Origin of the sequence: Pseudonocardia sp. CA-107938 (assembly GCF_050936315.1) — a bacterium.
Lineage (GTDB): Bacteria > Actinomycetota > Actinomycetes > Mycobacteriales > Pseudonocardiaceae > Pseudonocardia.
The window spans coordinates 5,343,911-5,370,612 of the sequence record NZ_JBNJNA010000001.1; the positions used below are offsets into that span (position 1 = coordinate 5,343,911).

Here is a 26,702-nt window from a genome sequence, read left to right on the forward strand (position 1 = left end):
CCTGTAGGAAAAGAATAGTAACTGCTATGGTTCTCCTAGTCGAAGGGGATGGCCGATGGAACAGTTCGTGACCGCGCGGGACGAGGCCCGCCTGTGCGTCGAGGCCTTCGGTGATGCCGCCGATCCGGCGGTGCTGCTCATCGGCGGCGCGGCCTCGCCGATGGACTACTGGGAGGACGGCTTCTGCGCGCTGATCGCCGCAGGCGGCCGGTACGTGATCCGCTACGACGCCCACGACACCGGCCGTTCCACGACGTGGCCGGTCGGCGAGCCCGGGTACACGTTCGCGGAGCTGCGGGACGACCCGATCGCCGTGCTCGACGGGCTCGGGATCGCCCGCGCGCACGTCGTCGGGATCTCGATGGGCGCCTCGATCGCCACCACGCTCGCCACCCGGCACCGCGACCGGGTCCTGACCCTCACGCTGGCCACGTCCAGCCCCGGCGGCCCGGACCTGCCGCCGCCGAGCTCGGCGATCCAGGCGTCGTTCGCCGAGCCCGCACCGCCCGTCGACCCGTCCGACCGTGCTGCGCTCGTCGCGAAGATGGTGGCCGACCTGCGCCTGTTCGCCGGCACCCTGCCCTTCGACGAGGAGCGCCTGCGCGCCCTCGTCGAGCGGGTGGTGGACCGCAGCGATTCCCCCGCATCAGCCGACAACCACTGGATCCTCGTCGGCGGGGACGACGGCGAGGAGCCGATCGATCTCGGCTCGATCACCGCGCCGACCCTCGTCTGGCACGGCACCGCGGATCCGCTCTTCCCGCTGCCGCACGGCCGGGCGTTCGCCGAGCGGATCCCGAACGCCCGTCTCGTCGTGCTGGACGGGGTCGGTCACGAGTACCCGCCGCCGTCGACGTGGGACCGCGTGGTGACCGAACTCCTGGCCCACACCGCACAGGTGACGCCCGCCCTGCCCTAGGGTGGGCGACCGTGACTGCTGAGGGCGCATCCGGGCGCAGCGTGCTGGTGACGGGCGGGAACCGCGGGATCGGGCTGGCGATCGCGACGGCGTTCGCAGCTCAGGGCGACAAGGTCGCGGTGACCTACCGCGGCTCGGCCGAGGGCCTGCCCGAGGAGTTCCTGCCGGTGCAGTGCGACGTCACCGACGCCGACGCCGTGGACGCCGCGTTCACGACCGTCGAGGAGAAGAACGGGCCCGTCCAGGTGCTCGTCTCCAACGCCGGCATCACCGACGACGGCCTGCTCATGCGCATGAGCGAGGACTCGTTCACCCGCGTCGTCGACGCCAACCTGAGCGGCGCCTACCGCGTCGCGAAGCGGGCGTCGCGGGGGATGCTGAAGGCCCGCGGCGGCCGGATGATCTTCGTGTCGTCGGTGGTCGGGCTGCTCGGATCGGCGGGGCAGGTGAACTACGCGGCGTCCAAGTCGGGGCTGGTGGGGCTGGCCCGCTCGATCGCCCGCGAGCTGGGGTCGCGCGGCATCACCGCCAACGTGGTGGCCCCCGGGTTCGTCGACACCGACATGACCCGCGCCCTGCCCGACGCCCGCCGCAAGGAGATCGTGGCCGCGGTGCCGCTGGGCCGCTACGCCGACGTCTCCGAGATCGCCGGCGTCGTCACGTGGCTGGGCTCGGACGCGGCCGGGTACGTCACCGGCGCCGTGATCCCCGTCGACGGCGGCCTCGGCATGGGGCACTAACGGCTTCGGCCGTTCGGACGCCGAGTCGACGAGCGCCTTTCGAACATTCCCGAAGCATCTCCGGGGGCGCGGCGTGGATGCCTAGGTTCGGTCGGATGGACCAGGTGATGCCCACGATCGAGTACTGGCGCGACCGCATCGAGGACCACCCGCTGCACACCTGGTTGGTGACACCCGAGGAGGGCGTGGAGCCCGAGCAGAAGCTCTGGTTCGCGCTCTACTTCACGAACTTCATCATGTACTTCCGGGAGCTGAACCTCTACCACATCAGCTACGGCGAGGACCGCGTCCTGGACGCGCAGCGCGAGGCGATCTCCGCGCACGCCGACGAGGACATGACGCACTCCCGGATGTTCATGCACGACCTGCGCACCCTCGACTGGGACGGCATGCTCGGCTGGCGGCCGTCGGAGCTGTACTGGTGGCTGTTCCTGTCCGGGGTGAACGAGGACCTCCGCCGGCGCGTCACCCAGATCACGAAGCTCGTCATCGAGGCGGAGGACCCGGTGGTGCGGTTCGCCGTCGTCGAGTCGATCGAGGCGTGCGGCAACGCGCTCTTCCGGCACACCGGCGGGCCGGCCGCGGACTTCCAGGAGCGCACCGGCAAGGAGCTCATCTACTGGGGCGCCTTCCACCTGGCGCGGGAGACCGGGCACGCCGTCGACGACGACGCGTTCGACCACGCCGTCCTCACGCCCGAGCAGCGCGAGGCCGCGCGGCGCAAGGCGACCCGCATCTTCGAGCTGATCGACGAGCAGAACAGCGACATGCTCCGGCTGGCCCAGGAGACGATCTCGCAGGGCGGTTTCGGCTACCGCCGCGCCGTGCACGCCACGCCGCCGAAGCACCTGGAGACGATCCCCGGCCCGGAGGTGTTCGACTTCAACTTCTGGCCCGACACCGACGCGCACGAGAGCCAGCGCGAGATCCAGGCGACGTGGCGGCGGCTGCGCCGGTCCCTGCGCGAGTCGGAGCACATGCGCTTCTTCACCGCCCGTGACCTGGACGAGGCGATCGCCAAGCTGCGCTTCGCGGTGCTCTACAGCGCGACCGACACCTGCGGCACGCCGACGGTCTACAAGTACATGCTCCCGTACCCGATCCCGGTGAACGCGCAGCAGCGCGCGATCAACCGGCTGTCGAAGCGGTTCGGCCGGCGCGCCGCGATGCTGTTCGTCGACTGGCAGTCGCTGCAGCTCGACGAATGCCTGAACTGGCCGGTCAGCCGCACGCTCGACTTCATCTACCTGGACAAGGCCACCGACTCCCACCGCGACACCCGCGGCATCATCACCCACCACATCGACGTCACCCTCGACCCGGTGCTGCGCTACTGGACGATCGCCACGTTGAAGGGCCTCACCGAGACCTACGCGACCGCGACCGGCGAGCTGGCCGAGTGGGTCGCCCGCGACACCGGGCTCGACCTGCCGTACATGACGCTGCGGCTGCGCCCCGATCCGGTGGAACTGGAGGACGACCCGCAGGCCGACGACATCCAGTTCTGGCGGGTGCCCGTGTCGGAGGCGACCGCGCAGCAGGGCGTGGAGCTGGTCACGGCCATCCATGCGCAGATCACCGCGCGGCTCGACGCGATGGTCACCTCGTGGGAGCGGCAGGACTACCCCGAGGTGTTCCGGCACGTGGACGCGCTCCGGTGACGGTCACCGCACCCGCCACCGTCACGGCGGTCATCTTCGACGTCGGCGGCGTGCTCGCGCACCCGGCGGCCGGGCAGTTCGCGCCCTCCTTCTTCGGCAGCCGCGACACCGACTCCGACCACCCGTGGCACCGCCTGGAGCGCGGCGAGCTGACGATGGCCCAGGCGATGCCGCTGCTGGACCTGCCGCCCGGCCCGCCCACCCCGCCGCGGCCGTACGTGCTCGACGAGGACTACCTGGAACTGGCCGAGCAGCTGGCCGCGGCCGGGTTCCGGCTCGCGCTCTGCACCAACACCCCGCGGGAGGCGGCGCCGCTGTGGCAGGCGCTCTACCCGTGGGCCGACGTGTTCGACGTGATCGTGCGGTCCTGCGACATCGGCGCCCGCAAGCCCGACCCGCGGATGGTCGCCACCGCGCTGGAACGGCTCGGATCGCCGGCGGCGGAGACCCTCTTCGTCGACGACCTGCCGGCCAACCTCGCCGGCGCCGCGCCGCTCGGCGTCACCCCGATCGCGGCCGGCGACCCGGACGCGATCGCGACGATACGTGCTCTCACGGGAGTGGCCCGCGACGCACCACGCGTGCAGATCGGGCCACGCGGGCCGCGACGCCCTCCCATCACCAGCCCGGCCGACAAGCTCCTCGTCGACGTCCTGTTCGACCCGGACCACCGCGCCGACCCGTACCCGCTGCTGCACGAGCTGCGCACGATCTCCCCGATCCACCAGCTCGGCGAGCACCCCATCTGGTACGCCACGCGCTACGCGGACTGCCGGCAGGTGCTGGTGGACCCCGGGTTCGTGAAGGTCACCGAGTACCTGGCGCTCGACTTCGTCACCGGCGACCCGGTGCCGCCGCCACCGGCCGGGATGGTGCTGCCGCTGGCGTTCGTCGACCCGCCGGAGCACACGCCGATCCGCAAGGTCATGAACACCGGGTTCACCCGCCGCCGGCTCGACGGGCTGGGGGACTGGCTGCACGAGCTGGCGTCCGGCATCGTCGGCGAGGCGCTGAAGAGCGACCCGCTCGACGTCGTCGAGGGCATCTCCTACCCGCTCGCCATGCGGGTGATCTGCGACCTCGTCGGCGTCCCTGCGGAGGAGCGGAACAACTTCCGCGACCTCATGAAGGACGCCTCGGTGATCTTCGAACCCGGCCTGCCACCGGAACGGATCTTCGAGGCGGTCAGCGCGATCGTGACGATGACCGGGTACTTCACCGACCTCGCCGACACCCGGCCCGGGCTGCTGCGCGACCTGCTCGGCGAGGCCCGCGCGGCCGACGGCGTGACGCCCGACGACGTGATCGCGAACGTCACGTTCCTGTTCTTCGCGGGGTTCGAGACCGTCGCGCACCTCATCTCGACGACGCTGCACATGATGAGCCGGCACCCCGACCAGTTCGCGCGGATCGTCGCCGACCCGACGCTGGCGATGGCGGCCGCGTCGGAGGTGGCGCGCTACCACTCGCCGGTGCAGACGAACTCGCGGATCGCCAGCACCGAGCTGGAGCTCGGCGGGGTCACCATCCCGCCCGGCGGGGTAGTGGTGACGATGCTCGGCGCGGCCAACCGCGACCCCGCCGCCTACCCCGACCCGGACCGGTTCGACATCACCCGCGGCGGCCCGGCCCCGCTCGCGTTCGGCACGGGCATCCACTACTGCCTCGGTGCGCGGCTCGCGCTGCTGGAGGCCGCGACGGTGCTGCGGTGCCTCGTCGAGGCCGGGGTGCGCGAACTCGTCCCGCGCCAGGACGACTGGAAGCACGCCATCGTCCTGCGCGGGTTCGAGGAGCTGGAACTGGACGTCCGCTTCCGCTGAGAGGTGCGCGGCCGAGGAGCACGCGCCTGTATCACGGCTCCGGCGAGGGGGCTCTGCATGCTGTCCCCCGCCAGAGTTCGAGGAGCCCAGATGTCTCCGATCCCGCCGACCCGGCATGCGCTCCGCACCGCGATCACCGCGGCGCTGACGCTCGCGCTCACCACCCTGCTCGCGTTCACCACGACGGCCGCGTTCGCGGCCGAGTCCGGACGCCAGACCGTCAAGAACAGCGACCGCGTCTGCATGCAGGCCAATGCCGAGTTCACCTGGAACCCCGGTTCCCCCGGCGGCTTCGCGGTCAAGCAGGCGTCCGTCGAGATGTTCGCGCTCAACCCCGGCAGCTGCCAGGGCACCCTCACCCTCCCGGCCCGGTCGATGCGCATCAGGCTCGACCTCTACAAGCTCGAGAACGGCTCGTGGACCCGATGCCAGCGGGGCCAATGGGAGTACGGCGGCGGGGGCGACACGCGCAGCGGCGACATCGTCTACGAGCAGACCGCCACCTCCCGGCAGGTCTACTCGACACCGCCGTGCGGTCCCGGCACCTACCGCGCCCGCGCCCTGCCCCGCGTCTGGAACGGATCGGCATGGGAGGGAGAAGCGGAGAACATCACGCTGGACTCCCCCGAGATGAACGCGACCTGACTCGGTCGTCCTCGCCCTCCGAGGGCTGCCGGCTCACGGCCAGCCGGCGCCCGGCACGTCGACCTTGACGGCGAGCAACTGACCGGAGCCCGGGGCCACCATGTCCGTCTCGGTCATGCCCTGCCAGGTGGCGGCCGTGACGAACAGCGTCCGGCCGTCGGGTCCGCCGAGCGCGCAGGCGAAGCCGCCGCGGTCCAGCGCGACGGTCTGCAGCACGGCGCCGCCCTCCGCGACGCGCACGCATCGCTGGTTGGGCACGTCGGCGTACCAGACGGCAGCGTCCGCGTCGGTGCAGATGCCGTCCGGCACGCCGTCGCCCAGGTCGGCCCACACGCGCCGGGCGGACAGCCCGCCGTCCGCGTCGATGTCGAACGCGACCAGGCTGTGGCGGTAGGAGTCCGCGACGATCAGCGTGGAGTTGTCGGCGGTCACCGCCATCCCGTTGGGGAAGGCGATGTCGTCGGCGACCTGGCGCACGGAGCCGTCCGGTGCGGCCAGGACGACCGAGCCGGGCCGGAACTCCTCGCCCGTCATCGGGTTGGAGCCTGCGCCGTTGACGTAGACGTTGCCGCGACCGTCCGCGACGACGTCGTTCCAGCCCGGCCGGCCGAGGTCGGCGTACGTGACCAGGCTGCCGTCGGGCTCGCACCGCAGCACCTCACCGGCCGCGGAGGAGACGATCACCATCCGGTCGCCCGGCAGCCAGGCGGTGCACAGCGGCAGTGACGCCACCCGGGCCACGACCTCGCTCGACCCCGCCAGGTCGACGGCGACGACCTCGCCGGCCGTCCAGTCCGAGAAGTACAACCGGTCACCGTGCCAGCGCGGCGACTCCACCAGCCCCCGACCGTCGACCAGCGTTCGAACCTCGCCCATCGCGTCCACCGTCCCTCGTCGTCAGCAGTGTTCGCCCCTACACGAACGACCGGTGGCCGGATCGACAGGAACAGGCCGGATTCTCGTGGCGGTCGATCACCCATAGGGTGGGCGCATGGGTCTCCTCGACGGCAAGCGCCTGCTCGTGACCGGTGTGATCACCGACGCCTCCCTCGCCTTCCACGTCGCGAAGATCGCGCAGGAGCAGGGGGCGCAGGTCGTGCTCACCGGCTTCGGACGGATGCGGCTGGTCGAGCGCATCGCGCAGCGGCTCCCGCAGGGCGCGCCCGTCGTCGAGCTGGACGTGGCCAACCAGGAGCAGCTCGACTCGCTCGTCGAGCGGGTCTCCCCGCACCTGGGGGAGAACCCCGGTCTGGACGGCGTGCTGCACTCCATCGGCTTCGCCCCGGCGTCGTGCCTGGGTGAGGGCGCGTTCCTGAACGCGCCGTGGGAGGACGTCGCGCAGACCATCCAGGTCAGCGCGTACTCGTTGAAGTCGCTGTCGACGGCGCTGCTGCCGCTGCTCGGCCCGGGAAGCTCGATCGTCGGCATGGACTTCGACAACCGCCAGGCGTGGCCCGCCTACGACTGGATGGGCGTGGCGAAGTCGGCGCTGGAGTCGGTCACCCGCTACCTCGCCCGTGACCTCGGGCCCAAGGGCATCCGCGTCAACCTGTGCGCGGCCGGCCCGGTCAAGACGATGGCCGCCAAGTCCATCCCCGGCTTCTCCGCGTTCGAGGACGCCTGGGACGGCCGCGCGCCGCTCGGCTGGGACGTCAACGACCCGATCCCCGTCGCGAAGACGGTCTGCGCGATGCTCTCCGACTGGCTGCCCACCACCACCGGCTCGATGATCTGGGCGGACGGCGGGTTCCACGCGATCGGCGTGACCTCGCCCGGCGCGTAGGGCTACCGGCTGGCCAGCCACTGGTCGGCCCGGCGCTTCGACGCCTGCGACAGCCACGCGTCCTCGATGACCTCGGCGAGCTGGGAGCGGGTGAGCTCGCCGAGGCGGCTCGCGCGCACCAGCACCGAGCGGTGCCCGTCGAAGTGCGGGGTGGTGAAGAACGGCAGGTCCGGGTCCTGGACGAGGGCGAACTTGTCCTGCTCGTCGGGGACCCAGATCACGATGACGTCCTGGTAGCGCTCGCCCGTGTCGGGGTCGACGGCGTCCGGTCGCGGAGTGCGGAAGAAGACGAACGACTTGCCTCCGACCTGGTAGACGCGGTTACCGCTGCCGCCGGTCACGACGGTGACGTGCGGCATCGATCCGGCCAGGTCGTGGACGTCCTGCTCGGTCGCCGGGGGCATGCCGCGCAGTGTGCACCGGCGCTGGGAGGATCGCCATGTGCCCCTCCCGATCGACGCGCTGCTCCTCCTCTCCTTCGGCGGACCCGAGGGACCGGCCGACGTCCGCCCGTTCCTGGAGAACGTCACCCGCGGCCGCGGGATCCCGCCGGAGCGGCTGGACGCGGTCGAGGAGCACTATCGGCACTTCGGCGGTGTCAGCCCGCTGAACGCGCGCAACCGTGAGCTGATCGCGGAGATCGAGAAGCGCATCGACGTGCCCGTGTACTTCGGCAACCGCAACTGGCACCCGATGGTGGAGGACACCGTCGCCGAGATGGCCCGGGCCGGGGTGCGGCGCGCCGCCGTGTTCGCCACCAGCGCGTACGGCGGTTACTCGGCCTGCCGCCAGTACGACGACGACATCGCGCGGGCCCGCGCCGCCGTCGGTGCGACCGCGCCGGAGCTGGTGAAGTTGCGGCACTTCTTCGACCACCCGCTGTTCGTCGCCGCCAACGCCGACGCCGTGCGCGCCGTCCGTGGGCAGGCCGGCGCCGGTGCCCGGCTGGTGTTCACCGCGCACTCCGTGCCGGAGTCCGCCGACCGGGCGGCCGGGCTCCCCTCCGACGGGGGCCGGCGCTACTCGCGGCAGGTCACGGAGGCCGCCCGGCTGGTCGCCGCCGAGCTGGGCGAGCCGGAGCACGACGTGGTGTGGCAGTCGCGGTCCGGCCCGCCGCAGGTCCCGTGGCTCGAACCGGACATCCTCGACCACCTCGACGCGTTGCACGCCGCCGGCGTCCCGGGCGTGGTGATCTCGCCGATCGGGTTCGTCTCCGACCACGTCGAGGTCGTGTGGGACCTCGACACCGAGGCGCGCGACCGGGCCGCCGAGCTGGGGATGGGCTTCGCCCGGGCCGCCACCGCGGGGCCCGATCCGCGGTTCGCCGACATGGTCGTCGAGCTCGTCGAGGAGCTGCGTCACGGCGTCCCCGCGCGCCGGCTCTCCACAGTGGACAGCGCTGGGGCCACAGTGGACGGCGCGCCCTGCGCGGACGGGTGCTGCGTGCCCGTCCGGCGGCCTGCAGGGTGACCGTCAGGTAAGGGTTTTCTGCCGCCGCAGCCGTACAGGCCTGTCGTCCCGGACCTGTCGAGAAGGCGGTGTCGATCATCAATCTGGACGTCGAGCCCGCGACCACCAGGGTCCGGGCCGACCGAGAGGTGACCGACATGAGCATCCAGGAGATGGCGCAGGCTGCGATCGAGCTCCGTGCCGACGACGTTGCTGCGCTGGAGCAGTTCGCCGAGCTGGAGGACGCCGCGTTCGAGGGGTACGTGAGCGACTACGCCCAGGCGCTGATGGTCTGCAAGGGCTGCCACGGCGGCTGATGCCCCCGGGCCCGCGGGCGCTGACCGCGTGTCGCGCCCGCGGGTCCACCGCCTCCGTCCGTCTCCGCCCGCCCGTCTCCGAGGAGGAGTCATGCAGCCGTTGCTGCCCACGCTCGTGCGTGACCAGTGGTTCGCCACCCCGTCCCGTCCGCCCGCACCCCGCCCCCAGGTTGCCGAGGTGCGCCGGATCGCGGTGCCGCGGCATGCGATCGCTCGACCGGTCCTCGCCCGGGGAGCCTGAGCCATGCAGTCCCTGCTGCCGATGCTGCTGCGCGACCAGTCGTTCAGCACCGAGTCGCCGACCCGCTCGCGCGACTTCCAGCACCGGGTCGGCCGCCCGGACACCGACCACGGCCCCGGGCCGCAGCCGTGCGTCGTGCTGCTGACCAGGGCCGCCGACCGCGAGGCCGACATGCTGTCGCTGCACCTGGCCGCCGCGTCCGTGCCGGTCGTGCGGTTCGACTGCGACCGCGTGCCCGGCACCGGGGTGTCGTACGCGGTCGGCGCCGAATCGCACCTCGACGTCGACGGGCTGAGCGCGCGGCCGCTGGTCGTGTGGTCGCGGTACTTCACGCTCGACTCGGTACCTGCATCGGGCGGCGACCGCCGGCTCGCCGGCTACCTGCGCGGGCAGTGGGCCGGGTGGCGGGACCTGCTCGTCGGGAGCGGCGGTGCCCGGGTGCTGAACCCGGCGACCGTGCCCGACCGGATCACCCAGCTCCGCGTGGCGTCCGGCGTCGGGCTGCGGGTGCCGGCCACGGTCGTGACCAGCACGCCGTCCGCTGCGCTCGCCGCGCTGCCCGGCACGGGTGACGTGATCCTGAAGAGCCTGGCCGAGCACTACATCGAGTCCGAGCCGGGCCGGCTCGACGGACTGTTCGCCCGCCGGCTCACGCGCGCCGAGCTGGCCGCGAACCCCGACACCGAGGGCGCGCCGGTGATCGTCCAGGAGTTCGTGCCGGCGAAGGGGGAGTGGCGGGTCTACGCCGTCGGCGACTCGTTCCACACCTTCTCGGCCGGCCCGCACGCCGCGCACGCCCCGTTCACCGACGCCGCGTCGGTGCCGGTGCACCGCGTCGCCACCCCGGACGGGATCCGCGCGCCGCTGTCCGAGCTGATGCGGCGCTGGCAGCTCGACGTCGCCGCGTTCGACCTGCTCGACACCGCGGACGGCCCGGTGTTCCTCGAGGCCAACGCGTCCTGCGACTGGCTGTGGCTGGAGCACGCCACCGGCTCGCGCGTCGTCACCGATGCCGTCGTCGACCGGGTGGTCACGGCGTACCGGGAAGGCGTCGCGGCATGACCACGCGCATGAAGGTGGCCGAGTGCGCCGCCCTGCACTGGAACGGCGGCCAGCTCGTCTGGGACGGGTACCTGCGCCGCCAGCAGTTCGCGCTCACCCCGACCAGCGAGGCGGTGCTGCGGTTCTGCGCCCGCTGGCGCGGCCCTGACGAGCTCGGTGAGCTGCTGCCCGTCGCCCAGCACCTGCTCGACGCCGGCGTGCTCGTCGCGGAAGGGTCGCCGGAGCACGCGGAGGAGCAGCGGGTGCTCGCCCGCTGGCAGGACTGGGGGCCGGCCGCGCGGTTCCTGCACTTCTCGGCCCGGGCGCCGCGCGACGCCCGGTTCCTCGACCTCGCCGCCGACCACGAGCGCATGGTCGCCAAGGCGACGGTGGTTCCGCCGCCGGAGCCGGTCAAGACCTACACCGGCACGCCGCTCGTGCCCGTCCCGACGGGCCGGCCGGACGACGCGCAGTGGCCACGCGCCGCGTTCCTGGAGGCGGCATACGCGCGGCGCTCGACCCGCACCTTCGCCGACGAGCCGTTGCCGCTGGCCGACCTGGGCGCGATCCTGCAGGTCGCAGGCGGGTTCGTCGACATCGTGGACGACCCGGAGACCGGCCCGTCGACGTTCAAGACGAGCCCGTCGGCGGGTGCGCGCGACCCGATCGAGCTGTACGTCCACGCCCGGGACGTCGCCGATCTCCCGGCCGGTGTGTACCACTTCTCGCCGGCACGCGGCGGTCTGGAGGCGATCGGTCCATCGGTCGACGCCCACCGGCTGGTCGCGGCGCTCGGCGGGCAGCCGTGGCTGGCCGCGGCGCCGGCGCTGCTGATCTACACGGCCGTCGTCGAGCGGGTGCAGTGGCGCTACGAGAGCCGCCGCGCCTACCGCGACGTGCTGATCGGGATGGGGCACGTCAGCCAGACCGTGCTGCTCACGGCCAGCGCCATGGGGTTGGGAGCGGTCACCGCGACCGCCGTCAGCGACGAGGCGCTCGAAGAGCTGCTGGGCTGCGACCCGGTCGCCGAACCGGTGCTCGGGGTGACGGCGATCGGCGTGCCGGTGCGGCCGTGAACAGGCGCGACTTCACGCTCCTGTGGCTGGGCCAGGCGGTGTCGCAGCTGGGCAGCCGCACCTACGGGGTCGCGTACATGCTGTGGGTGCTGCACGTGAGCACACCGGTGGTGCTCGGGCTCGCCGCCACGGTGACGCTGGCCGGGTTCGCGGCCGGGCAGCTGCCGGCCGGGTGGCTGGCCGACGCCTTCGACCGGCGCCGGGTGCTCGTCGTGACCGACCTGGTCGCGGCCGCGGCGGCGGGGTCGTTCCTGGTGATGGCGGCGCTCGACCGGTTCTCGGTGGCCGGGCTGCTCGTCGCGGCGACCGTGCTCGGCGTCTGCTGGGCCGTCCGGCAGCCGACCGAGCTGGCCGCCGTACCGGCCGTGACCGGACCCGACCGCGTCCAGCCGGCGGTCGCGATCATGCAGGCCAGGGCGTACGCGGCCGGCCTGGCCGGGCCGCTGCTGGCCGGGGTGCTCTTCGCGGTCGCGCCGTGGTTGCCGTTCCTGCTCGACACGGCGTCGTACCTGGTGGCAGCGGTCGCGACCGCGGCCATCCGTACCCCGCTGTCCGGTGCCGTGCGTGCCGCGGGACGGCTCGCCGACAGCGTCGCCGAGGTGCGGGCCGGGCTGGCGGTGTTCTGGAGGCAGCCGTTCGTGCGTGCGTCGGCGCTGCTGTCCGGGGCGGGTGCGCTGGTCGTCGGCGGGGTGGGGATCTGCGTGCTGGTGCGCCTCACCGCCGACGGGGCGCCGCCGGCGGTCACCGGCCTCGTGCTCGGGATCGGCAGCGCCGCGGGCCTCGGCGGCGCACTCGCCACCCCGCTGCTGCTGCGGCGGTGCGGGGAAGGGGCCCTGCTCGTCGCGGCGCCCTTGGTCACCGCAGCGGCCGTCGCCGCGCTGGCGGCGGGCAGCGGCCCGGTGGCGCTCACCATCGCCTACGCCGCGGTGTTCCTGCTGCAGCCGGCGTGGGACGCCGTCGTCACCGGCCGGCAGCTCCTCCTCGTCGACGACGCCGTCCGCGGGCGGGTGCAGGCGGCCGCCGGGCTGGTCATGGCCGTCCCGATGGCGGCGACTCCCGCACTGGCCGGCGCCGCCACGCAGCTGGCCGGCCCGACGGCGACGCTCGCCGCCGGGGCGGTGGTGATGGCTGCGGTTGCGGCGGGCGCGGCCGTGCTCGCCCGCCCGCGCGCCGTCCCACAGCCTGCGGCCACTTCGCAGACCGCGGGGTGACCTCGCAGAGGTTCGGCGGTCTGCGAGGTGGCCTCAACCTCTGCGAGGTCGCCGGTCAGGAGCGGTTGATCGCGGCTGCCACCGCGTCGGCGCCGGTCGTGGCGCGGGTGCGGAGGCCGCGGTCGTAGTGCTCCGTCGTCGAGATGGAGGCGTGGCCGACGTCGGCGCGGACGTGCTGGATCGGCACGCCGTTCTCCAGCGCGATCGTCACGTACGCGTGGCGGAGCGCGTGCGGGTGGACGCGGTCGACGACGCCGTCGAGCTCCGGTCCGCCGGCCGCGGCGATGCGGCGCAGCAGCCGGTACAGGTCGGTGCGCGAGCAGCGGGCGCCGTGCCGGGTCGCGATCATCGGGCCGCTCCCCGTTCCGGCGCTGCCGCGCAGGGCGGGCACCGCGGCGCCGGTGAAGCGGTCGCGCTCGGCGAGGTAGGCCTCCAGCGCGTCCGCGGCCAGCGCGGTCAGGTACACCTCGCGATGCCGCCCGCCCTTCCCGACGACGCGCAGCACGTCCTCGCCGCCGGTGCGGTAGCGGTCGCTGCGGTCCAGCCCGGTCAGCTCCGAGATCCGCAGCCCCAGCGTGAGCAGCGCGACCACGGCGACCGCGCGGCGGGCGAGCAGCCGGTCGACGGCCCGGTCCGGCGCGAAGTGCAGGGTGGGAGCAGCGGCGAGCAACGCGGCGAGCTGCTCGGGAGTGAGCCGCACCGTCGGTGACGCGTCGCGCGCGCCACCGGTCAGCCCCAGCCGGCCCCGGTGCAGCGCGGCCGGGTTGCCGCTCACCACCCCGGTGACGGCCAGGTGCCCGTACAGGGCGGACAGCGTCGACAGCATCCGCTGCTGGGTCCGCCGGGCCGCACCCAGCGCCGACAGCGCGTGCAGCCAAGCGGTGACGTGCGCGCCGGTGGCCTCCCGCGGGTCGAGACCGCGGGCCGCGCACCACCGGAACCACGCCACGTCGTGCAGCCTGCCCCGCGCCGCAGCGGGCGGACGCCGGCCGCCCGTCGCCGGTTCGGACCCGCCGCCGATCGCATCTGCCCAGGTCACGGGCAGTCCGAGGGCGAGAGCGTAGGTGCGGCGGGTGCCGCTGTTGGCGTACTGGGCGAGCCAGCCGGCCACCTGCTCACGCAGCACGTCGGGATCGTCGACGCCCGGCCATGCCGTCTCGGCGGCGGGTCGGCTCGGGGGCAGCGCGTCCAGGACGGCCAGCGCGTCGGTGATCACGCGTCGATCGTCGCAGGGGGGTGGTGCTCCGAGACGCCGCCACGCCGAGCACTGCCAACGAAACATCAGTTTCGTTGGCGGAGGTTACGGCGTGTCGAACCGAAACCCGAGTATTGGTTGTGCGATACCGTTCTGATCATGACGGAACCGGTCGCTCGCTGCGCCTACGGGAAGTGCCGAGCAGAGCTCCCACCTCCCGGAACACGTGGCGGACGGCCGCGGACGTTCTGCCGTGACCGCCGCTGGGAGGGCGACCGCACCTGCGCCCAGATGGCCCGTCAGGAACGGGCGGCGCTCGAAGCGCTCGGCCTGGACGGCGCGACTGCCGCCTACGCGCTCGACGCCGATCGCCTGCGCGAGCACGTGCAGGCCGTGCAGGAGCCGGTGGCCGCCCTCGCCACGGCGCTGGCCGACGTCCTGGCCCGCCTCGACGAGGTGCAGCGCGACGCGGTCCTGGCCGTCGAGCAGGCCAACCGGCAGGCGGCGGACGCGGAACGGGCCCGGGTGGCCGCCGACGAGTCGCGGGAACGCGCGCTGCGGGACGCGCGCCGCAGCGCCGAGACCGCGGCCGCGGCCGTCGAGGAACGGGACGAGGCGGTGCAGCGGGCGGCCGCCGCGGCGGCGCAGGCGCTGGCCGCCACCGAGGCGCTGGGTGCGGCCCGCGCGGATGCGGCCACGGCCCGTGCCGAGCAGGAGCGGGCGAGCGCCCGGGCCGAGGCTGCCGAGCGGACAGCTGGCGAGTCCGCGGTGGCTGCGGCGGTGGCCGCGGAGCGGGCGGAGTCCCTGGCGGATCAGCTCTCGACGGCTGAGCGGCGGCTGGCGGAGCAGGCGGCGGCGCTCGCGGAGGTGACGGCGCGGGCCGACGTGATGGCCGAGCGATGGGCCACCGAGCAGGCGGCCCATCGCGCGTGTGCCGCGCGGCTCGACGCCGCGGAGGCGCAGCTGACCGCCGAGCAGGCGACGCACCGTGAGGTGGCGGCACGGCTGGAGGCGGAGGTCGCCGCCCGTCGCGACGCAGAGGAGGCCGCGGCACGCGCGCGGAACGAGCTGGCGGCTGCGCAGGTCCGGGCTGCGGAGGACGCCGTGGCACACGGGGCCGTGCGCGACGAGCTGGCCCGCCTCCGCGCCGAGCGCTCGGCCGCAGCTGAGCTCACCGCGCTGGTCAGGACGGCGCTCGGGTCCTAGGAGCGCGCGTTTCGTTCAAGCCCGCCACCGGCCGTCCCCCTAGCGTCGGGGGCGACGGAGAACGAGGGGAGCCCGCTCATGGCCATGCCGCCGATCGTCGACCAGGACACCTGGCGCGCGGAACTGGCTCAGCTGCGCGTACGGGAAAAGGCAGCCACCAGGGAACTGGACGCGATCGCCGCGCAGCGCCGCCGGCTCCCGATGGTGGAGCTGCCCGACTACACGCTGGTCGGGGCCGACGGGCCGATCCGGCTCGCCGACGTCTTCGACGGCAAGTCCCAGCTCATCACCTACCACCACATGTGGTTCCCGGACGAGGAATGGCAGTGCGGCGGCTGCACCAGCTTCACCTCGTCGTTCACGCGGCTGGGCTTCCTCGACAACTACGACGCGCGGTTCGTCATCGTCACGCCGGCGCCGATCGACCAGGCACTCGCCTACGCCGAGCGCGTCGGCAACAGGATGGACTGGTACTCCACCGCCGACAGTCCCTTCGGTGCCGCCGTCGACGCGCCGCACGACGGCGGCTTCGCGCTGAACGTGTTCCTCCGCGACGGGGACACCGTCTACCGCACCTGGCACACGACCGGTCGCGGCGTCGAGCAGCTCACCTACACGTTCGCGCTCGCCGACGTGCTGCCCTACGGGCGGCGGGAGGAGTGGCAGGACTCGCCGGAGGGGTGGCCGCGGGTCCCGACCTACAGCCTGTGGCTCGACTCGCCCGACGTCGCGCGCCTCTACGGTCCGCGCGCAGACGCGCGGTAGTCAGTCGGCCAGGTTCGCGCTCACGATCTCCAGGGTCAGCGCCGCCGCGGCGCTGGCCTGGTCACCGAGCCGGTCGGCGAGCGCCGCGACGAGCCCTTCCAGCAGGATCACCTGCGGGATGCGGCTGGTGAGCGTCAGCTCCTCGCGGAAGGTCAGGTCGCTCATGCCGACGACGAGCGCCACGTCGGCGGCCGCGACGACGGGGGAGCGGGCGAACGCGGTGACCACCACCACGGTCGCGCCGGCGAGCCGGGCGGCCTCGGTGGCCTGCACGGTCGAGCGGCTGGCCCCGGAGCCGCTGATCACCAGCGCGACGTCGGCCGGCCCGAGCTGGCGGGCCGCGATCTGCTGGGCGATGACGTCGGCCGGCGCCTCCGCCGGGCGGCCGATCCCGCCAAAGCGGCCGGCCGTGTCGGCGGCGAGCGGCGCCGAGAGCCCGTTGCCGATCACCACCACCCGCCGTGCCGTCGCCAGTGCGTCCACCGCCCGGGCCACGTCGGCGTGGTCGAGCAGCGCGAGCATGCCCGGCACCGAGTCCGCGACCTGCTGGAACGTGGACGCCACGATCGGGCCGGGACCGTCCGCCGCCGGAGCGGGGCCACGGCGGGGGCCGGCGTCACGGGCCAGCAGCACCCGCAGCTGCTGGTAGCCGGAGTAGCCCAGGCTCTGGCAGGTGCGCACCACGGTCGCCCGGGAGGCGCCCGCCGCGTCCGCGACCTGCTGCGACGACATCTCCACGACGGCGTCGGGCTGTTCCAGAAACACCGTCGCGACGGCCCGCTCGGTCGGCAGCAGGGAGGGCAGCACCGAGCGGATGTGGGCGAGCACACCACCCCCCGCGGCGGTCACCTGCTGCGTCATTTCCTGGGCCCGTGCACGATCCGCCGGCGCAGCGCGCCGGACGCGAGGTCGATCAACACCGTCACGACGATCACCACGATCAACAGTGTGCCGACCGAGTCCCAGATCCGGAACTGGACGTTGTCGGCGAGCATCTTCCCGATGCCGCCGGCGCCGATCAGGCCGAGGATCGCCGAGGCCCGCACGTTGATCTCGAAGCGGTAGAGCCAGAAGGCCAGCACCTCCGGCGTCACCGTCGGCCAGAGCCCCCAGCGCAGCACCTGCGCCGTCGAGCCGCCGGCGGCGCGCGCGGCCTCGATCGGTCCGGGCTCTGCACCCTCCATGGCCTCGTAGCCCCACTTGCCGAGCGTGCCGATCGAGCCGATCCCGATCGCGAGCGCGCCGGTGAAGGCGGTGAGCCCGGTGACCGACAGGATCAGCACCGCGATCACCACTTCGGGCACCGCCCGGATCAGCGCGAACAGCCCCCGCAGCGGCCAGCGCAGCCACGCCGGGCCGATCCCGTTCGTGGCGAGGAACGACAGCGGCAGCGAGATCACGATCCCGATCACCGTGCCGAGCCACGCCATCTGCACCGACAGCACGGTCGCGGCGAACGCCTCCGGCACCGCCGAGAGGTCCGGCGGCAGGAACATCAGGCCCAGGTAGCGCACCAGGTTCGACGGGAACCCGACGAGCTGCGACCAGTCGATCTGCACGCTCCAGAACGCACCGATCACGAGCGCCGTCAGCGCGACGGCGACGAGCCGGGCGCCGATCCGACGCGGCTTCGACGGCCGGGGCGTCGAACCCACGGTGGGCGGGGCGGCGAGGACGCTCATGACACGAGCCTCCGCCGCAGCCACGACGACACGGCTTCGAGCAGCAGCACCGCCACCAGGATCTCCAGGATGATCAGCGACAGCTGGTGGTAGCGGTAGAACGTGCGCACCTGGTCGATGAGGATGCCCAGCCCGCCGCCGCCGACCAGCCCGATCACGGTCGAGGCGCGCACGTTGAGCTCCAGCACGTAGAGCGTCTGGGAGGCGAACACCGGCAGGACCTGCGGGAACACCGCCGCACGGTCGGCGCGCACCCAGGTGGCCCCCGTCGCGAGCGCGGCCTCGAGCGGGCCGCGGTCGACCGCGTCGATGGCCTCCGACACCAGCTTCACCACGATGCCGACGTTGAACAGGACCAGCGCGATCGTGCCCGACAGCGCACCGACCCCGACGATCGTCACGAGGATCGAGGCGTAGAGCAGGTCGGGCACCGCCCGCACCACGTTCATCACCGAGCGGGTCACCGCCACCAGCGGCGCCGACGGGTCGGTCACGCGGGAGGCGAGGAACGACAGCGGGAGGCCCACCAGGGCGCCGAGCGCGGTCGCGATGACGGCCATCTGCAGCGTCTGCGCCAGCGCCGGCAGGGTGTTCGGGAAGAACCAGTAGTCGGGCTGGGTGAGCAGCACGAGCTTGTCGACGGCGTTGCCGAGGTTGCGCACCAGCGCGCCGACGTCGGTCTCGACGCCGATCGCCGTCCATACGGTGATCGCCGCGACGGCCCCGGCGACCGCCCAGCCCTTCCAGGCGGTGCGCGGCTTGACCGGCCGGTCCATCACAGCGCGGTCCACTAGAGCGCCGCCTTCGCGTCCATCACGTCCTCGCCGGTGAGCGAGCGGCCGTAGATGTCGGCGAACACCTGCTCGTCGGCGCCGGCGGCATCGCCGTCGTACACGATGCGGCCCTCGCGCAGCCCGATCAGCCGTTGCCCGTAGCGCCGCGCGAGGTCGAGGAAGTGCAGGTTGATCACGACGGTGATGCCGAGCTCGCGGTTGATGCGCTCGAGGTCGCGCATCACGACGTGCGAGGTCGGCGGGTCGAGCGACGCCACCGGCTCGTCGGCCAGGATCACCGACGGGCGCTGCGCCAGCGTGCGCGCGATCGCGACGCGCTGCTGCTGGCCGCCGGACAGGTTGCCGGCCTTCACGTACGCCTTCTCGACGATGCCGACGCGTTCCAGGCACTGCATGGCGAGCTCGACGTCGTCGGCCGACCAGGCGCCCAGCAGCGTCCGCCAGGTCGAGGTGTGGTGCAGCCGGCCCATCAGCACGTTGTTCAGCACGGTGGTGCGCTTGGCCAGGTTGAAGCCCTGGAACACCATGCCGATGCCGCCGCGCAGCGCCCGCAGCTCCGAGCCGCGGCTGGTGGGCAGGTGCCGATCACCGACGGAGATCGAGCCCTCGGTGATCGGCACCAGCCCGTTCACGGTGCGCACCAGCGTCGACTTCCCCGCGCCGGACAGCCCCACCACGGCGACCAACTGCCCCGCCGGGATCTCCAGGTCGATGTCGCGCAGACCGGTGACCCCGCCGGGATAGGTGACGCCGACCCCGCGGAAGGTGATGGCCGCCCCGGACGGGGAAGCCGCGCTGGTGCTGTCCATCAGCCGAGCCCGAGGCCCGCGGCGGCCGCCTGGGCGCGCTGCAGAGCGGTCGTGTCGGCGGGGGCCAGCCCGGTGATCTGGTAGATCGCGGTCAGCGCCGCGACGCCCTCCGGGGTCTTGGCGTAGTCGAGCATGGCGTCGCTGATCTTCTTCTGCCACGCCGGGTTGAGCTTGCCCGACAGCGAGACGCCGTCGTTGGGGATCTCGTCGGTCAGCGCGAAGACGACGACCTTCTTGCCGACGTCCGGCGTGTCCTTCTGCACCACCGTGCGGGCGTCCCAGTAGGAGACGCCGACCTCGGCGTCGCCGCGGTAGACCGACAGCACCGAGGCGTCGTGCGCGGTGACCTGCAGCGGCGTGATGTCCGACGGCGTCACGCCCTGCGCCTTCAGCGCCGTGATCGGGAAGATGTAGCCGGCCGACGACGCGGCCTGCAGCACCGACACCTTCGCGCCCTTGATCTTCGGCAGCGCGTTCAGCGCGACCGGCCCGTTGCCGGCGGCGGTGCCGTTGCAGAACAGGTTGCCCTTGGCGTCCGGGGTCGGGGTGTCGGCGCAGTACTTCGCCGGGTTGTTGGTGAAGAACTGCGCGGCGTAGGTGGACTTGCCGGCCCGGACGGTCTGCAGCGCGGGCAGCGCGCCGTACCGGCTGCACGCCTGCACCATCTGCAGCGGCGGAAGCATGCCGATCTGCGCCTGGTCGGCGCCGATGGCCTCGACGGCGGCCTGGTAGTCCTGCGTGATCACGCCCTTGACCGGGATGCCGAGCCGCTGCGTCAACGCCGCTTCGAGCGGCTTCACCGTCTGGACCAGCTTGTTCGCGTCACCGGACGGGACGAGCGCCAGCGTGAGCGCTTTCGGGTCGGCGGCGCCCGGGTCGTTCTTGCCCGTGCAGGGGCCGGCAGGCGCGCCACCGGCGCCCTGCGTGCCGGTGCCCTCCTGCACGCCGCAGGCGGCGGAGAGGAACGCCAGCGCGAGCAGCGCGACGGCGGTGCCTACTCGTGATCGACGGACGATCATGTCGGGTTCTCCAGCTGTGTGGGGTCGGTGACCCAGGCGGCGAGTGCGGGGTAGAGGTCGGGCAGGTGCCGGGCCCGCAGGTGCGCGGGCCGGTCGTCGGCGGCGTCGCGCGGCAGGTACGCGGTGGCGCACCCGACGCGCAGGGCGGGATCGATGTCGTTGACCCACACGTCGCCGATCGACATCAGCTGCGCCGGCGGGGCGCCGGCGAGCAGCTCGGCGAGGACGGGTGGGAGCCCGGCGGGCTTGCCGGCGTCGGTGCGGACCGCGTCGAAGCCGGCGGTGAGACCCAGCGCGTCGAGGGTCTCGACGAGGCCGGTGAGCGGTGCGTTGGTGACGAGCACCCGGCGTGCGTGGCCGCCGACCTCGTCGAGGAACCCGGCGAGGCCTGCCGGCGCGGCCACGTCGAGCGCGCCGGTGGCGAGCCGCTCGCGGCTCACCGCGTAGGCCTTCTGCAGGTCGTCCGGGGTGACGTACGGCGCGGCGAGCGCGGCGACCGCGCCGTAGCCGTCCGCGAAGCCGTCAGCTGCCCCGTCGAGGTGGCGGTCGAGGCCCTCGAGCACGGCCGTCGCGACCTCGTCGGCGAGCCCGCGCACGGCCTCCTCGGCGTACGCGCGGACGGGCCCGTCGCCGAGGCAGACGGTGCCGTCGAAGTCGAAGACCAGAACCGGGAGCACGCGCAGCACCATAGACCAGCATGAACAGATCGTTCACGATCGTGTCCGACGTGAAACAGAAGTTCACGGAGCGTTCACGATGAGGTCGGACCGCGACGGAGGTCAGAGCGGTCATGGAGGAACCCCACGTGGCAGATCGCCCCGCCCAGCCCTACGTCGGCATCACCGCGCCGGTGACGATGAGCTCCATCGCCGTCGTCGCCGATCGCATCCCGGAGCTCTTCGCGCACCTCGCCGCGCACGGAGCGCCGCCCGCCGGCGCGCCGTTCCTGCGGTACCACCGGATCGACATGGAGAGCGAGCTGATCGTCGAGGCGGGGGTGCCGGTCGCCACCGCCGTGCCCGGGGCCGGCGACATCCGGCCCGGGACGCTGCCTGCCGGCCGGTACGCGACCGTGCTGCACACCGGGCACCCCGACGAGCTCGTCGCGGTCACCGGACACCTCCTCGACTGGGCGAAGCGGCAGGATCTGGAGTTCGACTGCCGGCCGACACCGGAGGGCGAGGTGTGGGGCTGCCGGCTGGAGACGTACCTGACGGATCCGCGCGAGGTTCCCGACCTGCACCGGTGGCAAACCGAGTTGGCCTTCCGGCTGGCCGGTTGATACGCATCAGGCGTGCACGTCGACCAGATCACGATCACCGTCGAGGACGCGCGCCGCCTGGTGGACGAGCAGTTCCCGCAGTGGCGCGGGCTGCCGCTGCGCGCCGTGGCCTCGGCGGGGACGGTGAACGCGATCATCCGGATCGGTGACGGGCTGACCGCGCGGTTCCCGCTCCGCGGGCGCGATCCCGTCCGCGTGCGGGCGGAGCTGGAGGCGGAGGCCGCGGCAGCGCGCGAGCTGGCCGCCTGCAGCCCCGTCCCGACACCGCGACCCGTCGCCATCGGGGAACCGGGGGAGGGCTACCCGCTGCCGTGGTCGGTGCAGACCTGGGTGCCCGGCCGGGTCGCCACCCCGCACGAGCCCGCCGGCTCGACCGCGTTCGCCCGCGATCTCGCGGCCTTCATCAGCGCCCTGCGCGCCGTCGACACCCGCGGTCGGCGGTTCGCCGGCACCGGCCGCGGCGGCGACCTGCGCGACCACGACGACTGGATGCAGACGTGCCTGCGGGAGAGCGAGGGACTGCTCGACGTGCCCCGGCTGCGTGCCCTGTGGGCCGAGCTGCGCGACCTCCCGCCCGCCGGTCCGGACGTGATGTCCCACCACGACCTCATCCCCGGCAACGTCCTCGTCCGCGACGGACGGCTCGCCGGCGTACTCGACGGGGGCGGGTTCGGCCCGGCCGACCCGGCGCTCGACCTCGTCGCGGCCTGGCACCTGCTCGACGACGCGCCGCGCGCCGAGCTCCGCCGCCTCCTCGGCTGCGACGACGTCGAGTGGGCGCGCGGCCGCGCCTGGGCGTTCCACCAGGCCATGGGCCTGGTCTGGTACTACGCCGAGACGAACCCGCCGATGAGCGCGCTCGGACGCAGCACGCTCGACCGGCTCACGCGCTCCTGGCGTCGAGGGCCCGCAGCGCCGGCAGGCGTTCCGCGAGCTGCTCGCACCGCGCGACGGGGGAGTCCGACATCGTCAGGATGATCTCCGTGACGCCGACCCCGAGGTAGCCGGTGATCAGCTCCTCCATCCGGTCGCCGTCGCGGGCGACGTGGATCTGCACCGAGCGGCGGATCTCCGCCGGGTCGCGGCCGACGTCGGCGCAGTGCCGGTCGAGCACCGCCGACAGCTCGGCGACCTCCTCCACCGGGTTCCCGGGCGCGTTCCACACGTCGCCCTGCTCGGCCACCAGCCGCAGCGTCCGCCGGCGGCCGGTGCCGCCGATCCAGATCGGCGGGTACGGCCGCTGCACCGGCTTCGGCTCGGCGATCGCGTCGACGAGCTGGTAGTGCCGGCCCGCGAACGACGTGCTGGGCTCGGTCCACAGCGACCGGATGATCGGCACCGCCTCCTCCAGCCGCGTCGCGCGGTCGCCGACCGTGCCGAACGGCAGGCCGAGCATCGTGTGCTCGTTCTCGGCCCAGCCGGCGCCGATCCCGAACTCCAGCCGCCCGCGCGACAGGTGGTCGACGGTGACCGCGGCCTTCGCGAGCACCGCCGGATGCCGGTAGGTGTTGCCCGTGACCGCGCAGCCGATCCGGGTGCGCGTGGTCCGCGCCGCCATGCCGGCGAGCAGCGTCCACGCCTCGAAGATGTCGGAGCGGTGGTCGTCGCGCAGGCTCGCGAAGTGGTCCATGATCCAGCAGTGGTCGAAGCCGGCGTCGTCGGCGATCCGCCAGACCGCCTCCAGCTCGTCGATGGTGGCGTTCTGGCTGACCTTGAGCCCGATGCGCAGTGGGTGCATGGGTGGTGGATGCATGGGTGCAGTGTTGACCTCCCGCCCGGCGAGGCGCACCGTCGAACCATGGCTGCGCCCACGACGTCCATGCCCGCCTTCGAGCCGACGCAGGAGGGCATCTCGCTGCCCCGACCGCCCGAGTTCGCGACCGTCGAGGAGGAGCGGCTGCACCGCAAGCAGCAGCTCGCCGGCGCGTTCCGCATCTTCGGCCGGTTCGGGTTCGGCGAGGGCGTCGCCGGGCACATCACCGTGCGCGACCCCGAGTTCCCCGACATGTTCTGGGCCAACCCGTTCGGCATGTCGTTCCGGCACATCCGCGTTTCCGACCTGATCCTCGTCGACCACTCCGGCACCGTCCGGCACGGCAACAAGCCGATCAACCGCGCCGGGTTCGTCATCCACTCGCAGGTGCACAAGGCCCGCCCCGACGTCGTCGCCGCCTGCCACGCCCACTCCGTGTACGGCAAGGCGTGGTCGTCGCTGGGTCGGCTGCTCGACCCGATCACCCAGGACGCGTGCACCCTCTACGGCAACCACACCGTCGTCACCGAGGGTGCCGGCGCCGTCGTCGTCGACGAGGAGGCGGGCCGGCTGCTCGCGGAGGGGCTCGGCGACAACGCGATGTGCTTCCACCGCAACCACGGCATCTTCACCGTCGGGCACACCGTGGCCGAGGCGGCGTGGTGGTTCGTCAACACCGAGCGCAACTGCCAGGCGGCGCTGCTCGCCGAGGCCGCCGGCAGCCCGACGCTCATCGACCCCGCCAACGCCCGGTTCACGCAGGAGCAGACCGGCAGCCACTACGCCGGCTGGTTCGCCTTCCAGCCGCTGTGGGACGAGGTCGTCCGCACCGACCCCGACCTGTTCGACTAGCGCATCGCGGCCTCGAACGGGACTGGTACTGGCGGGGGCAACGGGCGGGCCACCCCCGCGCGGAACGACTGCAGCAGGTAGGCCACGAACCGGTGCGACGCGGCCGCGGTCGCGTCGGGGGTGGCGAGCCGGATCCCGCGGTTGGCCTGCAGCACGAGCGCGATGTCGGCCACGTCGAAGTCGCTGCGCAGGTCGCCCGACTCCTGGGCGCGCCGGACGAGCTCGGCGAGCCCGCGTTCGGTGCGCTCGCGCAGCGCCGCGAACTCCACCGCGTGCGGCAGGGCGGCCACGAACGCCGCGGAGAACCCCTGGTCACGGGCCTGCATCGCGCACACCTCGACGATCACGCGGCTGAACGCGCGCCAGGGATCGGGATCGGCGAGCGCGCGGTCGAGCAGGCCTGCGCAGATCGTCATCTCCTCGGTGAACGCCTCGGCGACCAGCGCCTCGCGCGTCGGGAACCGGCGGTACAGGGTGGCGACACCGACGCCCGCCCGGCGCGCGATCTCGCTCATCGGCACGTCCAGCCCGTTGTCGCCGAACGCCGCCCGGGCGACCTCGACGATCCGGTCGCGGTTGGCGGCGGCGTCGGACCGCAAGCGAGGAGATGTCACCGGCACACCTCTCACTTTAGGCGGAAGTGGACGACCCCCTCCACTTCCGCTGCTACTCCTGGAGCCATGACTCCCAGCTCGATGAACCTGGCCGTGTACGACCGCTACGGCCCGCCCGACGTCCTGCGAGTGACCACCGGCCCCGTGCCTCGTCCGCGGGCGGGGGAGGTGCTGGTGCGGGTGCGCGCGGTGTCGGTCAACGGCGGCGAGCTGCACATGCGTTCGGGCGAGCTGCGTCCCTTCTCCGGCAACCGGTTCCCGAAGCGGATCGGCCTCGACCTGGCCGGTGACGTCGTCGATCCCGGCACCAGCCGCTTCGTCGCGGGCGAGCCGGTGTGGGGTCTGCTCGGCGTGCGGATGGGAGCGGCGGCGGAGTACGTCGCCGTCCCGGCCGACCGGCTCGACCGCATCCCCGACGGGCTGGACGCCGTCCACGCTGCCGCGCTCGCGTCCGGGACGACCGCCGTCACCGCGCTGCGGGACGTCGCAGCGCTCGCCCCGCGGGAGCGGCTGCTGGTGCGTGGCGCGACCGGCGGTGTCGGGCACGTCGCGGTGCAGCTCGGGCGGGCCATGGGGGCGCACGTCACCGGCCTGGCGAGCGCAGCGAACCTCGACCTGGTGAAGGAGCTCGGCGCCGACGAGGCGATCGACTACCGGGAGCCCGGCGAGCTGGGCGGGTTCGACGTCGTGCTGGACACCGTCGGCACCGACCAGGAGGCGTTCCGCCGGCTGCTCGCGCCGCGCGGGCGGATGGTCGCGATCTCCTTCGACACGGCGCACCTGCTCAGGTCGGTCGGCTACCTCCTGACGCACGCGCCGCGCCGCACCCGCTGGGTGCGCTTCTTCAGCGGCAACCCGCGAACGCCCCTGTTCGCGGAGCTGGGCCGGTGGGCGAGCAGCGGCCAGGTGCGCCCGCACGTCCACGCGGTGTACCCGCTGGCCGAGATTGCCGCTGCGCACCGGGCACTGGAGCAGGGCGGGGTGCGCGGGAAGCTCGTCGTGAAGGTCTGACGGTGCGCGGAATCAGGCTGGGGCCAGCACCCGGACCGCCTCCGCCACCGCGGCGCGCCTCGCCACCCGCACCGCCGTCTCCAGGGGGCGCAGCGCCTCCCGACGGGCGCTCGCCGCCGACGCGGACAGCGCGCCGCCCGGGTCGTCGAGCAGCGCGGCGGCCAGGATGGCGGAGACCTCGTCGGCCTGCTGCAGCACCCGCAGCGGCTGACCGGGCATACCGTCCGGCCAGCGCGACTCCGGTCGGGCCCGCAGCGCGGCCGCGATCTCCTCCCGCACGCCGGGGCGGTGCCGGGCGACCCCCAGCGAGGTCAGCACCGACGCCGACTGGCGGACCTGCTCGCGCAGGTCCCGCTCGGCCTGCGACACGGCCACGTACTCCGGGACCGGGCCGGGGTCGGGCACCGGGTACACGGTCCAGCGCAGCACGCCGTCGACGACCGGGGTGGGCACGATGCCCAGGCCACCGGTGGGCAGGGCGACCTCGGGGAAGAGGACGCCTTCGCCGGCCGCCGTCGCTTCCCGGCTGAACACGCCGGGCCCCGGCAACCCGCGCACGTCACCCGGCGCGGGGAGGACGAGCCGGGCGGGGGTGCGGGGAGCCGAGCGGCGGATCGCGGCGAACAGGAAGGTCAGGGTGGTCGGGCGGCTCGCGAGCGTGGGGAGCGACGCGGCCTCGGCGGTGGTGTCGTCGGCGGCATGGACCTCGTGCAGCTGGCCCCAGGGAGCCAGCGCGTCGAGGACGTCGTCCGGTGCTGCGGCACCGGCGAGCCACGCGGACGCCCACACCGTGAGGGTGGCGGAGGGGCAAGGCACC

30 protein-coding genes are annotated in these 26,702 nt (G+C 73.5%); 18 read left to right on the forward strand and 12 right to left on the reverse strand.

What is annotated here, in order from left to right; all coding sequences use genetic code 11:
• Positions 1-55 precede the first annotated feature (55 nt).
• The 5 genes from ACQEVB_RS26345 to ACQEVB_RS26365 all read left to right on the forward strand — a co-directional run bounded on the left by ACQEVB_RS26345 (position 56) and on the right by ACQEVB_RS26365 (position 5,785).
• On the forward strand, positions 56-919 hold the full coding sequence (locus ACQEVB_RS26345; protein WP_432976411.1) for an alpha/beta fold hydrolase: 864 nt from the start codon (positions 56-58) through the stop codon (positions 917-919).
• 11 nt (positions 920-930) lie between these two features.
• Positions 931-1,659, forward strand: a complete 729-nt coding sequence (fabG, locus tag ACQEVB_RS26350; protein WP_432976414.1) for a 3-oxoacyl-ACP reductase FabG — start codon at positions 931-933, stop codon at positions 1,657-1,659.
• A gap of 95 nt (positions 1,660-1,754) precedes the next feature.
• Entirely contained in the window at positions 1,755-3,320 is a 1,566-nt protein-coding gene (locus ACQEVB_RS26355) for a hypothetical protein (protein WP_432976417.1), read from the forward strand.
• Complete coding sequence (locus ACQEVB_RS26360) at positions 3,317-5,140, forward strand: cytochrome P450 (protein ID WP_432976420.1); 1,824 nt, start codon at positions 3,317-3,319, stop codon at positions 5,138-5,140. Before ACQEVB_RS26355 ends, ACQEVB_RS26360 begins: the two co-directional genes overlap by 4 nt.
• Positions 5,141-5,230: 90 nt before the next feature.
• Positions 5,231-5,785 (forward strand): hypothetical protein, encoded by a 555-nt coding sequence (locus ACQEVB_RS26365; protein ID WP_432976423.1) that lies wholly within the window; start codon positions 5,231-5,233, stop codon positions 5,783-5,785.
• Positions 5,786-5,818: 33 nt separating this feature from the next.
• Here ACQEVB_RS26365 and ACQEVB_RS26370 read toward each other — a convergent pair whose 3' ends face one another.
• On the reverse strand, positions 5,819-6,661 hold the full coding sequence (locus tag ACQEVB_RS26370) for an SMP-30/gluconolactonase/LRE family protein (RefSeq protein ID WP_432976426.1): 843 nt from the start codon (positions 6,659-6,661) through the stop codon (positions 5,819-5,821).
• A gap of 115 nt (positions 6,662-6,776) precedes the next feature.
• Here ACQEVB_RS26370 and fabI point away from each other — a divergent pair, with 115 nt between their 5' ends.
• Entirely contained in the window at positions 6,777-7,568 is a 792-nt protein-coding gene (gene fabI, locus ACQEVB_RS26375; protein WP_432976429.1) for an enoyl-ACP reductase FabI, read from the forward strand.
• A gap of 2 nt (positions 7,569-7,570) precedes the next feature.
• Here fabI and ACQEVB_RS26380 read toward each other — a convergent pair whose 3' ends face one another.
• On the reverse strand, positions 7,571-7,972 hold the full coding sequence (locus ACQEVB_RS26380; RefSeq protein ID WP_432976432.1) for an MmcQ/YjbR family DNA-binding protein: 402 nt from the start codon (positions 7,970-7,972) through the stop codon (positions 7,571-7,573).
• Between the two features lie 37 nt (positions 7,973-8,009).
• On the opposite strand from ACQEVB_RS26380, the gene ACQEVB_RS26385 reads away from it, so the two are divergent.
• The 6 genes from ACQEVB_RS26385 (at position 8,010) to ACQEVB_RS26410 (ending at position 12,903) form a co-directional block, all read left to right on the forward strand.
• Positions 8,010-9,038 carry a ferrochelatase gene (locus tag ACQEVB_RS26385; RefSeq protein ID WP_432976435.1) on the forward strand — a complete coding sequence of 343 codons (1,029 nt, stop codon included), beginning with the start codon at positions 8,010-8,012 and terminating at the stop codon, positions 9,036-9,038.
• Positions 9,039-9,175: 137 nt separating this feature from the next.
• On the forward strand, positions 9,176-9,334 hold the full coding sequence (locus tag ACQEVB_RS26390) for a hypothetical protein (protein WP_432976438.1): 159 nt from the start codon (positions 9,176-9,178) through the stop codon (positions 9,332-9,334).
• 91 nt (positions 9,335-9,425) lie between these two features.
• On the forward strand, positions 9,426-9,575 hold the full coding sequence (locus ACQEVB_RS26395; protein ID WP_432976441.1) for a hypothetical protein: 150 nt from the start codon (positions 9,426-9,428) through the stop codon (positions 9,573-9,575).
• Between the two features lie 3 nt (positions 9,576-9,578).
• Entirely contained in the window at positions 9,579-10,637 is a 1,059-nt protein-coding gene (locus tag ACQEVB_RS26400) for a hypothetical protein (RefSeq protein ID WP_432976444.1), read from the forward strand.
• Positions 10,634-11,692, forward strand: a complete 1,059-nt coding sequence (locus tag ACQEVB_RS26405) for a SagB/ThcOx family dehydrogenase (protein ID WP_432976447.1) — start codon at positions 10,634-10,636, stop codon at positions 11,690-11,692. The genes ACQEVB_RS26400 and ACQEVB_RS26405 overlap by 4 nt, the downstream gene beginning before the upstream one ends.
• Complete coding sequence (locus ACQEVB_RS26410) at positions 11,689-12,903, forward strand: MFS transporter (protein ID WP_432976450.1); 1,215 nt, start codon at positions 11,689-11,691, stop codon at positions 12,901-12,903. Before ACQEVB_RS26405 ends, ACQEVB_RS26410 begins: the two co-directional genes overlap by 4 nt.
• Before the next feature lie 55 nt (positions 12,904-12,958).
• Here the strand turns inward: ACQEVB_RS26410 and ACQEVB_RS26415 are convergent, their stop codons facing one another.
• On the reverse strand, positions 12,959-14,119 hold the full coding sequence (locus ACQEVB_RS26415; protein ID WP_432976453.1) for a tyrosine-type recombinase/integrase: 1,161 nt from the start codon (positions 14,117-14,119) through the stop codon (positions 12,959-12,961).
• Between the two features lie 138 nt (positions 14,120-14,257).
• Between ACQEVB_RS26415 and ACQEVB_RS26420 the strand changes: the two genes are divergently transcribed.
• Both ACQEVB_RS26420 and ACQEVB_RS26425 read left to right on the forward strand, forming a co-directional pair.
• The gene (locus tag ACQEVB_RS26420; protein WP_432976456.1) at positions 14,258-15,304 is read left to right on the forward strand and encodes a response regulator receiver protein; all 1,047 of its coding nucleotides are present in this window, start codon (positions 14,258-14,260) and stop codon (positions 15,302-15,304) included.
• Between the two features lie 78 nt (positions 15,305-15,382).
• Positions 15,383-16,069 carry a DUF899 domain-containing protein gene (locus ACQEVB_RS26425; RefSeq protein ID WP_432976459.1) on the forward strand — a complete coding sequence of 229 codons (687 nt, stop codon included), beginning with the start codon at positions 15,383-15,385 and terminating at the stop codon, positions 16,067-16,069.
• Here ACQEVB_RS26425 and ACQEVB_RS26430 read toward each other — a convergent pair whose 3' ends face one another.
• Genes ACQEVB_RS26430 through ACQEVB_RS26455 form a run of 6 tightly spaced genes read right to left on the reverse strand, consistent with a single transcriptional unit; the run spans position 16,070 to position 21,050 of the window.
• Positions 16,070-16,930 (reverse strand): MurR/RpiR family transcriptional regulator, encoded by an 861-nt coding sequence (locus ACQEVB_RS26430; RefSeq protein WP_432976462.1) that lies wholly within the window; start codon positions 16,928-16,930, stop codon positions 16,070-16,072.
• On the reverse strand, positions 16,927-17,751 hold the full coding sequence (phnE, locus tag ACQEVB_RS26435) for a phosphonate ABC transporter, permease protein PhnE (RefSeq protein WP_432976465.1): 825 nt from the start codon (positions 17,749-17,751) through the stop codon (positions 16,927-16,929). Before phnE (ACQEVB_RS26435) ends, ACQEVB_RS26430 begins: the two co-directional genes overlap by 4 nt.
• A complete protein-coding gene (phnE, locus tag ACQEVB_RS26440; RefSeq protein WP_432976468.1) occupies positions 17,748-18,527 on the reverse strand; it encodes a phosphonate ABC transporter, permease protein PhnE in 780 nt (259 codons plus the stop codon). The genes phnE (ACQEVB_RS26435) and phnE (ACQEVB_RS26440) overlap by 4 nt, the downstream gene beginning before the upstream one ends.
• 14 nt (positions 18,528-18,541) lie before the next feature.
• Positions 18,542-19,354, reverse strand: a complete 813-nt coding sequence (phnC, locus tag ACQEVB_RS26445; RefSeq protein ID WP_432976471.1) for a phosphonate ABC transporter ATP-binding protein — start codon at positions 19,352-19,354, stop codon at positions 18,542-18,544.
• A complete protein-coding gene (phnD, locus tag ACQEVB_RS26450) occupies positions 19,354-20,373 on the reverse strand; it encodes a phosphate/phosphite/phosphonate ABC transporter substrate-binding protein (RefSeq protein ID WP_432976474.1) in 1,020 nt (339 codons plus the stop codon). The genes phnC and phnD overlap by 1 nt, the downstream gene beginning before the upstream one ends.
• On the reverse strand, positions 20,370-21,050 hold the full coding sequence (locus tag ACQEVB_RS26455; RefSeq protein ID WP_432976477.1) for an HAD family hydrolase: 681 nt from the start codon (positions 21,048-21,050) through the stop codon (positions 20,370-20,372). The genes phnD and ACQEVB_RS26455 overlap by 4 nt, the downstream gene beginning before the upstream one ends.
• Before the next feature lie 128 nt (positions 21,051-21,178).
• Here ACQEVB_RS26455 and ACQEVB_RS26460 point away from each other — a divergent pair, with 128 nt between their 5' ends.
• Positions 21,179-21,655 (forward strand): GyrI-like domain-containing protein, encoded by a 477-nt coding sequence (locus ACQEVB_RS26460; RefSeq protein WP_432976480.1) that lies wholly within the window; start codon positions 21,179-21,181, stop codon positions 21,653-21,655.
• Between the two features lie 12 nt (positions 21,656-21,667).
• The gene (locus ACQEVB_RS26465; protein ID WP_432976483.1) at positions 21,668-22,633 is read left to right on the forward strand and encodes an aminoglycoside phosphotransferase family protein; all 966 of its coding nucleotides are present in this window, start codon (positions 21,668-21,670) and stop codon (positions 22,631-22,633) included.
• Here ACQEVB_RS26465 and ACQEVB_RS26470 read toward each other — a convergent pair.
• Positions 22,539-23,408, reverse strand: coding sequence for an LLM class F420-dependent oxidoreductase (locus tag ACQEVB_RS26470; RefSeq protein WP_432976486.1), 870 nt, complete (start codon positions 23,406-23,408; stop codon positions 22,539-22,541). The genes ACQEVB_RS26465 and ACQEVB_RS26470 overlap by 95 nt on opposite strands.
• Positions 23,409-23,453: 45 nt before the next feature.
• Between ACQEVB_RS26470 and ACQEVB_RS26475 the strand changes: the two genes are divergently transcribed.
• The gene (locus ACQEVB_RS26475; RefSeq protein ID WP_432976489.1) at positions 23,454-24,260 is read left to right on the forward strand and encodes a class II aldolase/adducin family protein; all 807 of its coding nucleotides are present in this window, start codon (positions 23,454-23,456) and stop codon (positions 24,258-24,260) included.
• Here ACQEVB_RS26475 and ACQEVB_RS26480 read toward each other — a convergent pair.
• Positions 24,257-24,874, reverse strand: a complete 618-nt coding sequence (locus tag ACQEVB_RS26480) for a TetR/AcrR family transcriptional regulator (protein WP_432976492.1) — start codon at positions 24,872-24,874, stop codon at positions 24,257-24,259. The two genes, ACQEVB_RS26475 and ACQEVB_RS26480, sit on opposite strands and share 4 nt — an antisense overlap.
• A gap of 66 nt (positions 24,875-24,940) precedes the next feature.
• Here ACQEVB_RS26480 and ACQEVB_RS26485 point away from each other — a divergent pair, with 66 nt between their 5' ends.
• On the forward strand, positions 24,941-25,885 hold the full coding sequence (locus tag ACQEVB_RS26485; protein WP_432976495.1) for an NAD(P)-dependent alcohol dehydrogenase: 945 nt from the start codon (positions 24,941-24,943) through the stop codon (positions 25,883-25,885).
• 12 nt (positions 25,886-25,897) lie between these two features.
• Here ACQEVB_RS26485 and ACQEVB_RS26490 read toward each other — a convergent pair whose 3' ends face one another.
• The gene (locus ACQEVB_RS26490; protein WP_432976498.1) at positions 25,898-26,701 is read right to left on the reverse strand and encodes a hypothetical protein; all 804 of its coding nucleotides are present in this window, start codon (positions 26,699-26,701) and stop codon (positions 25,898-25,900) included.
• Position 26,702: the final 1 nt, after the last annotated feature.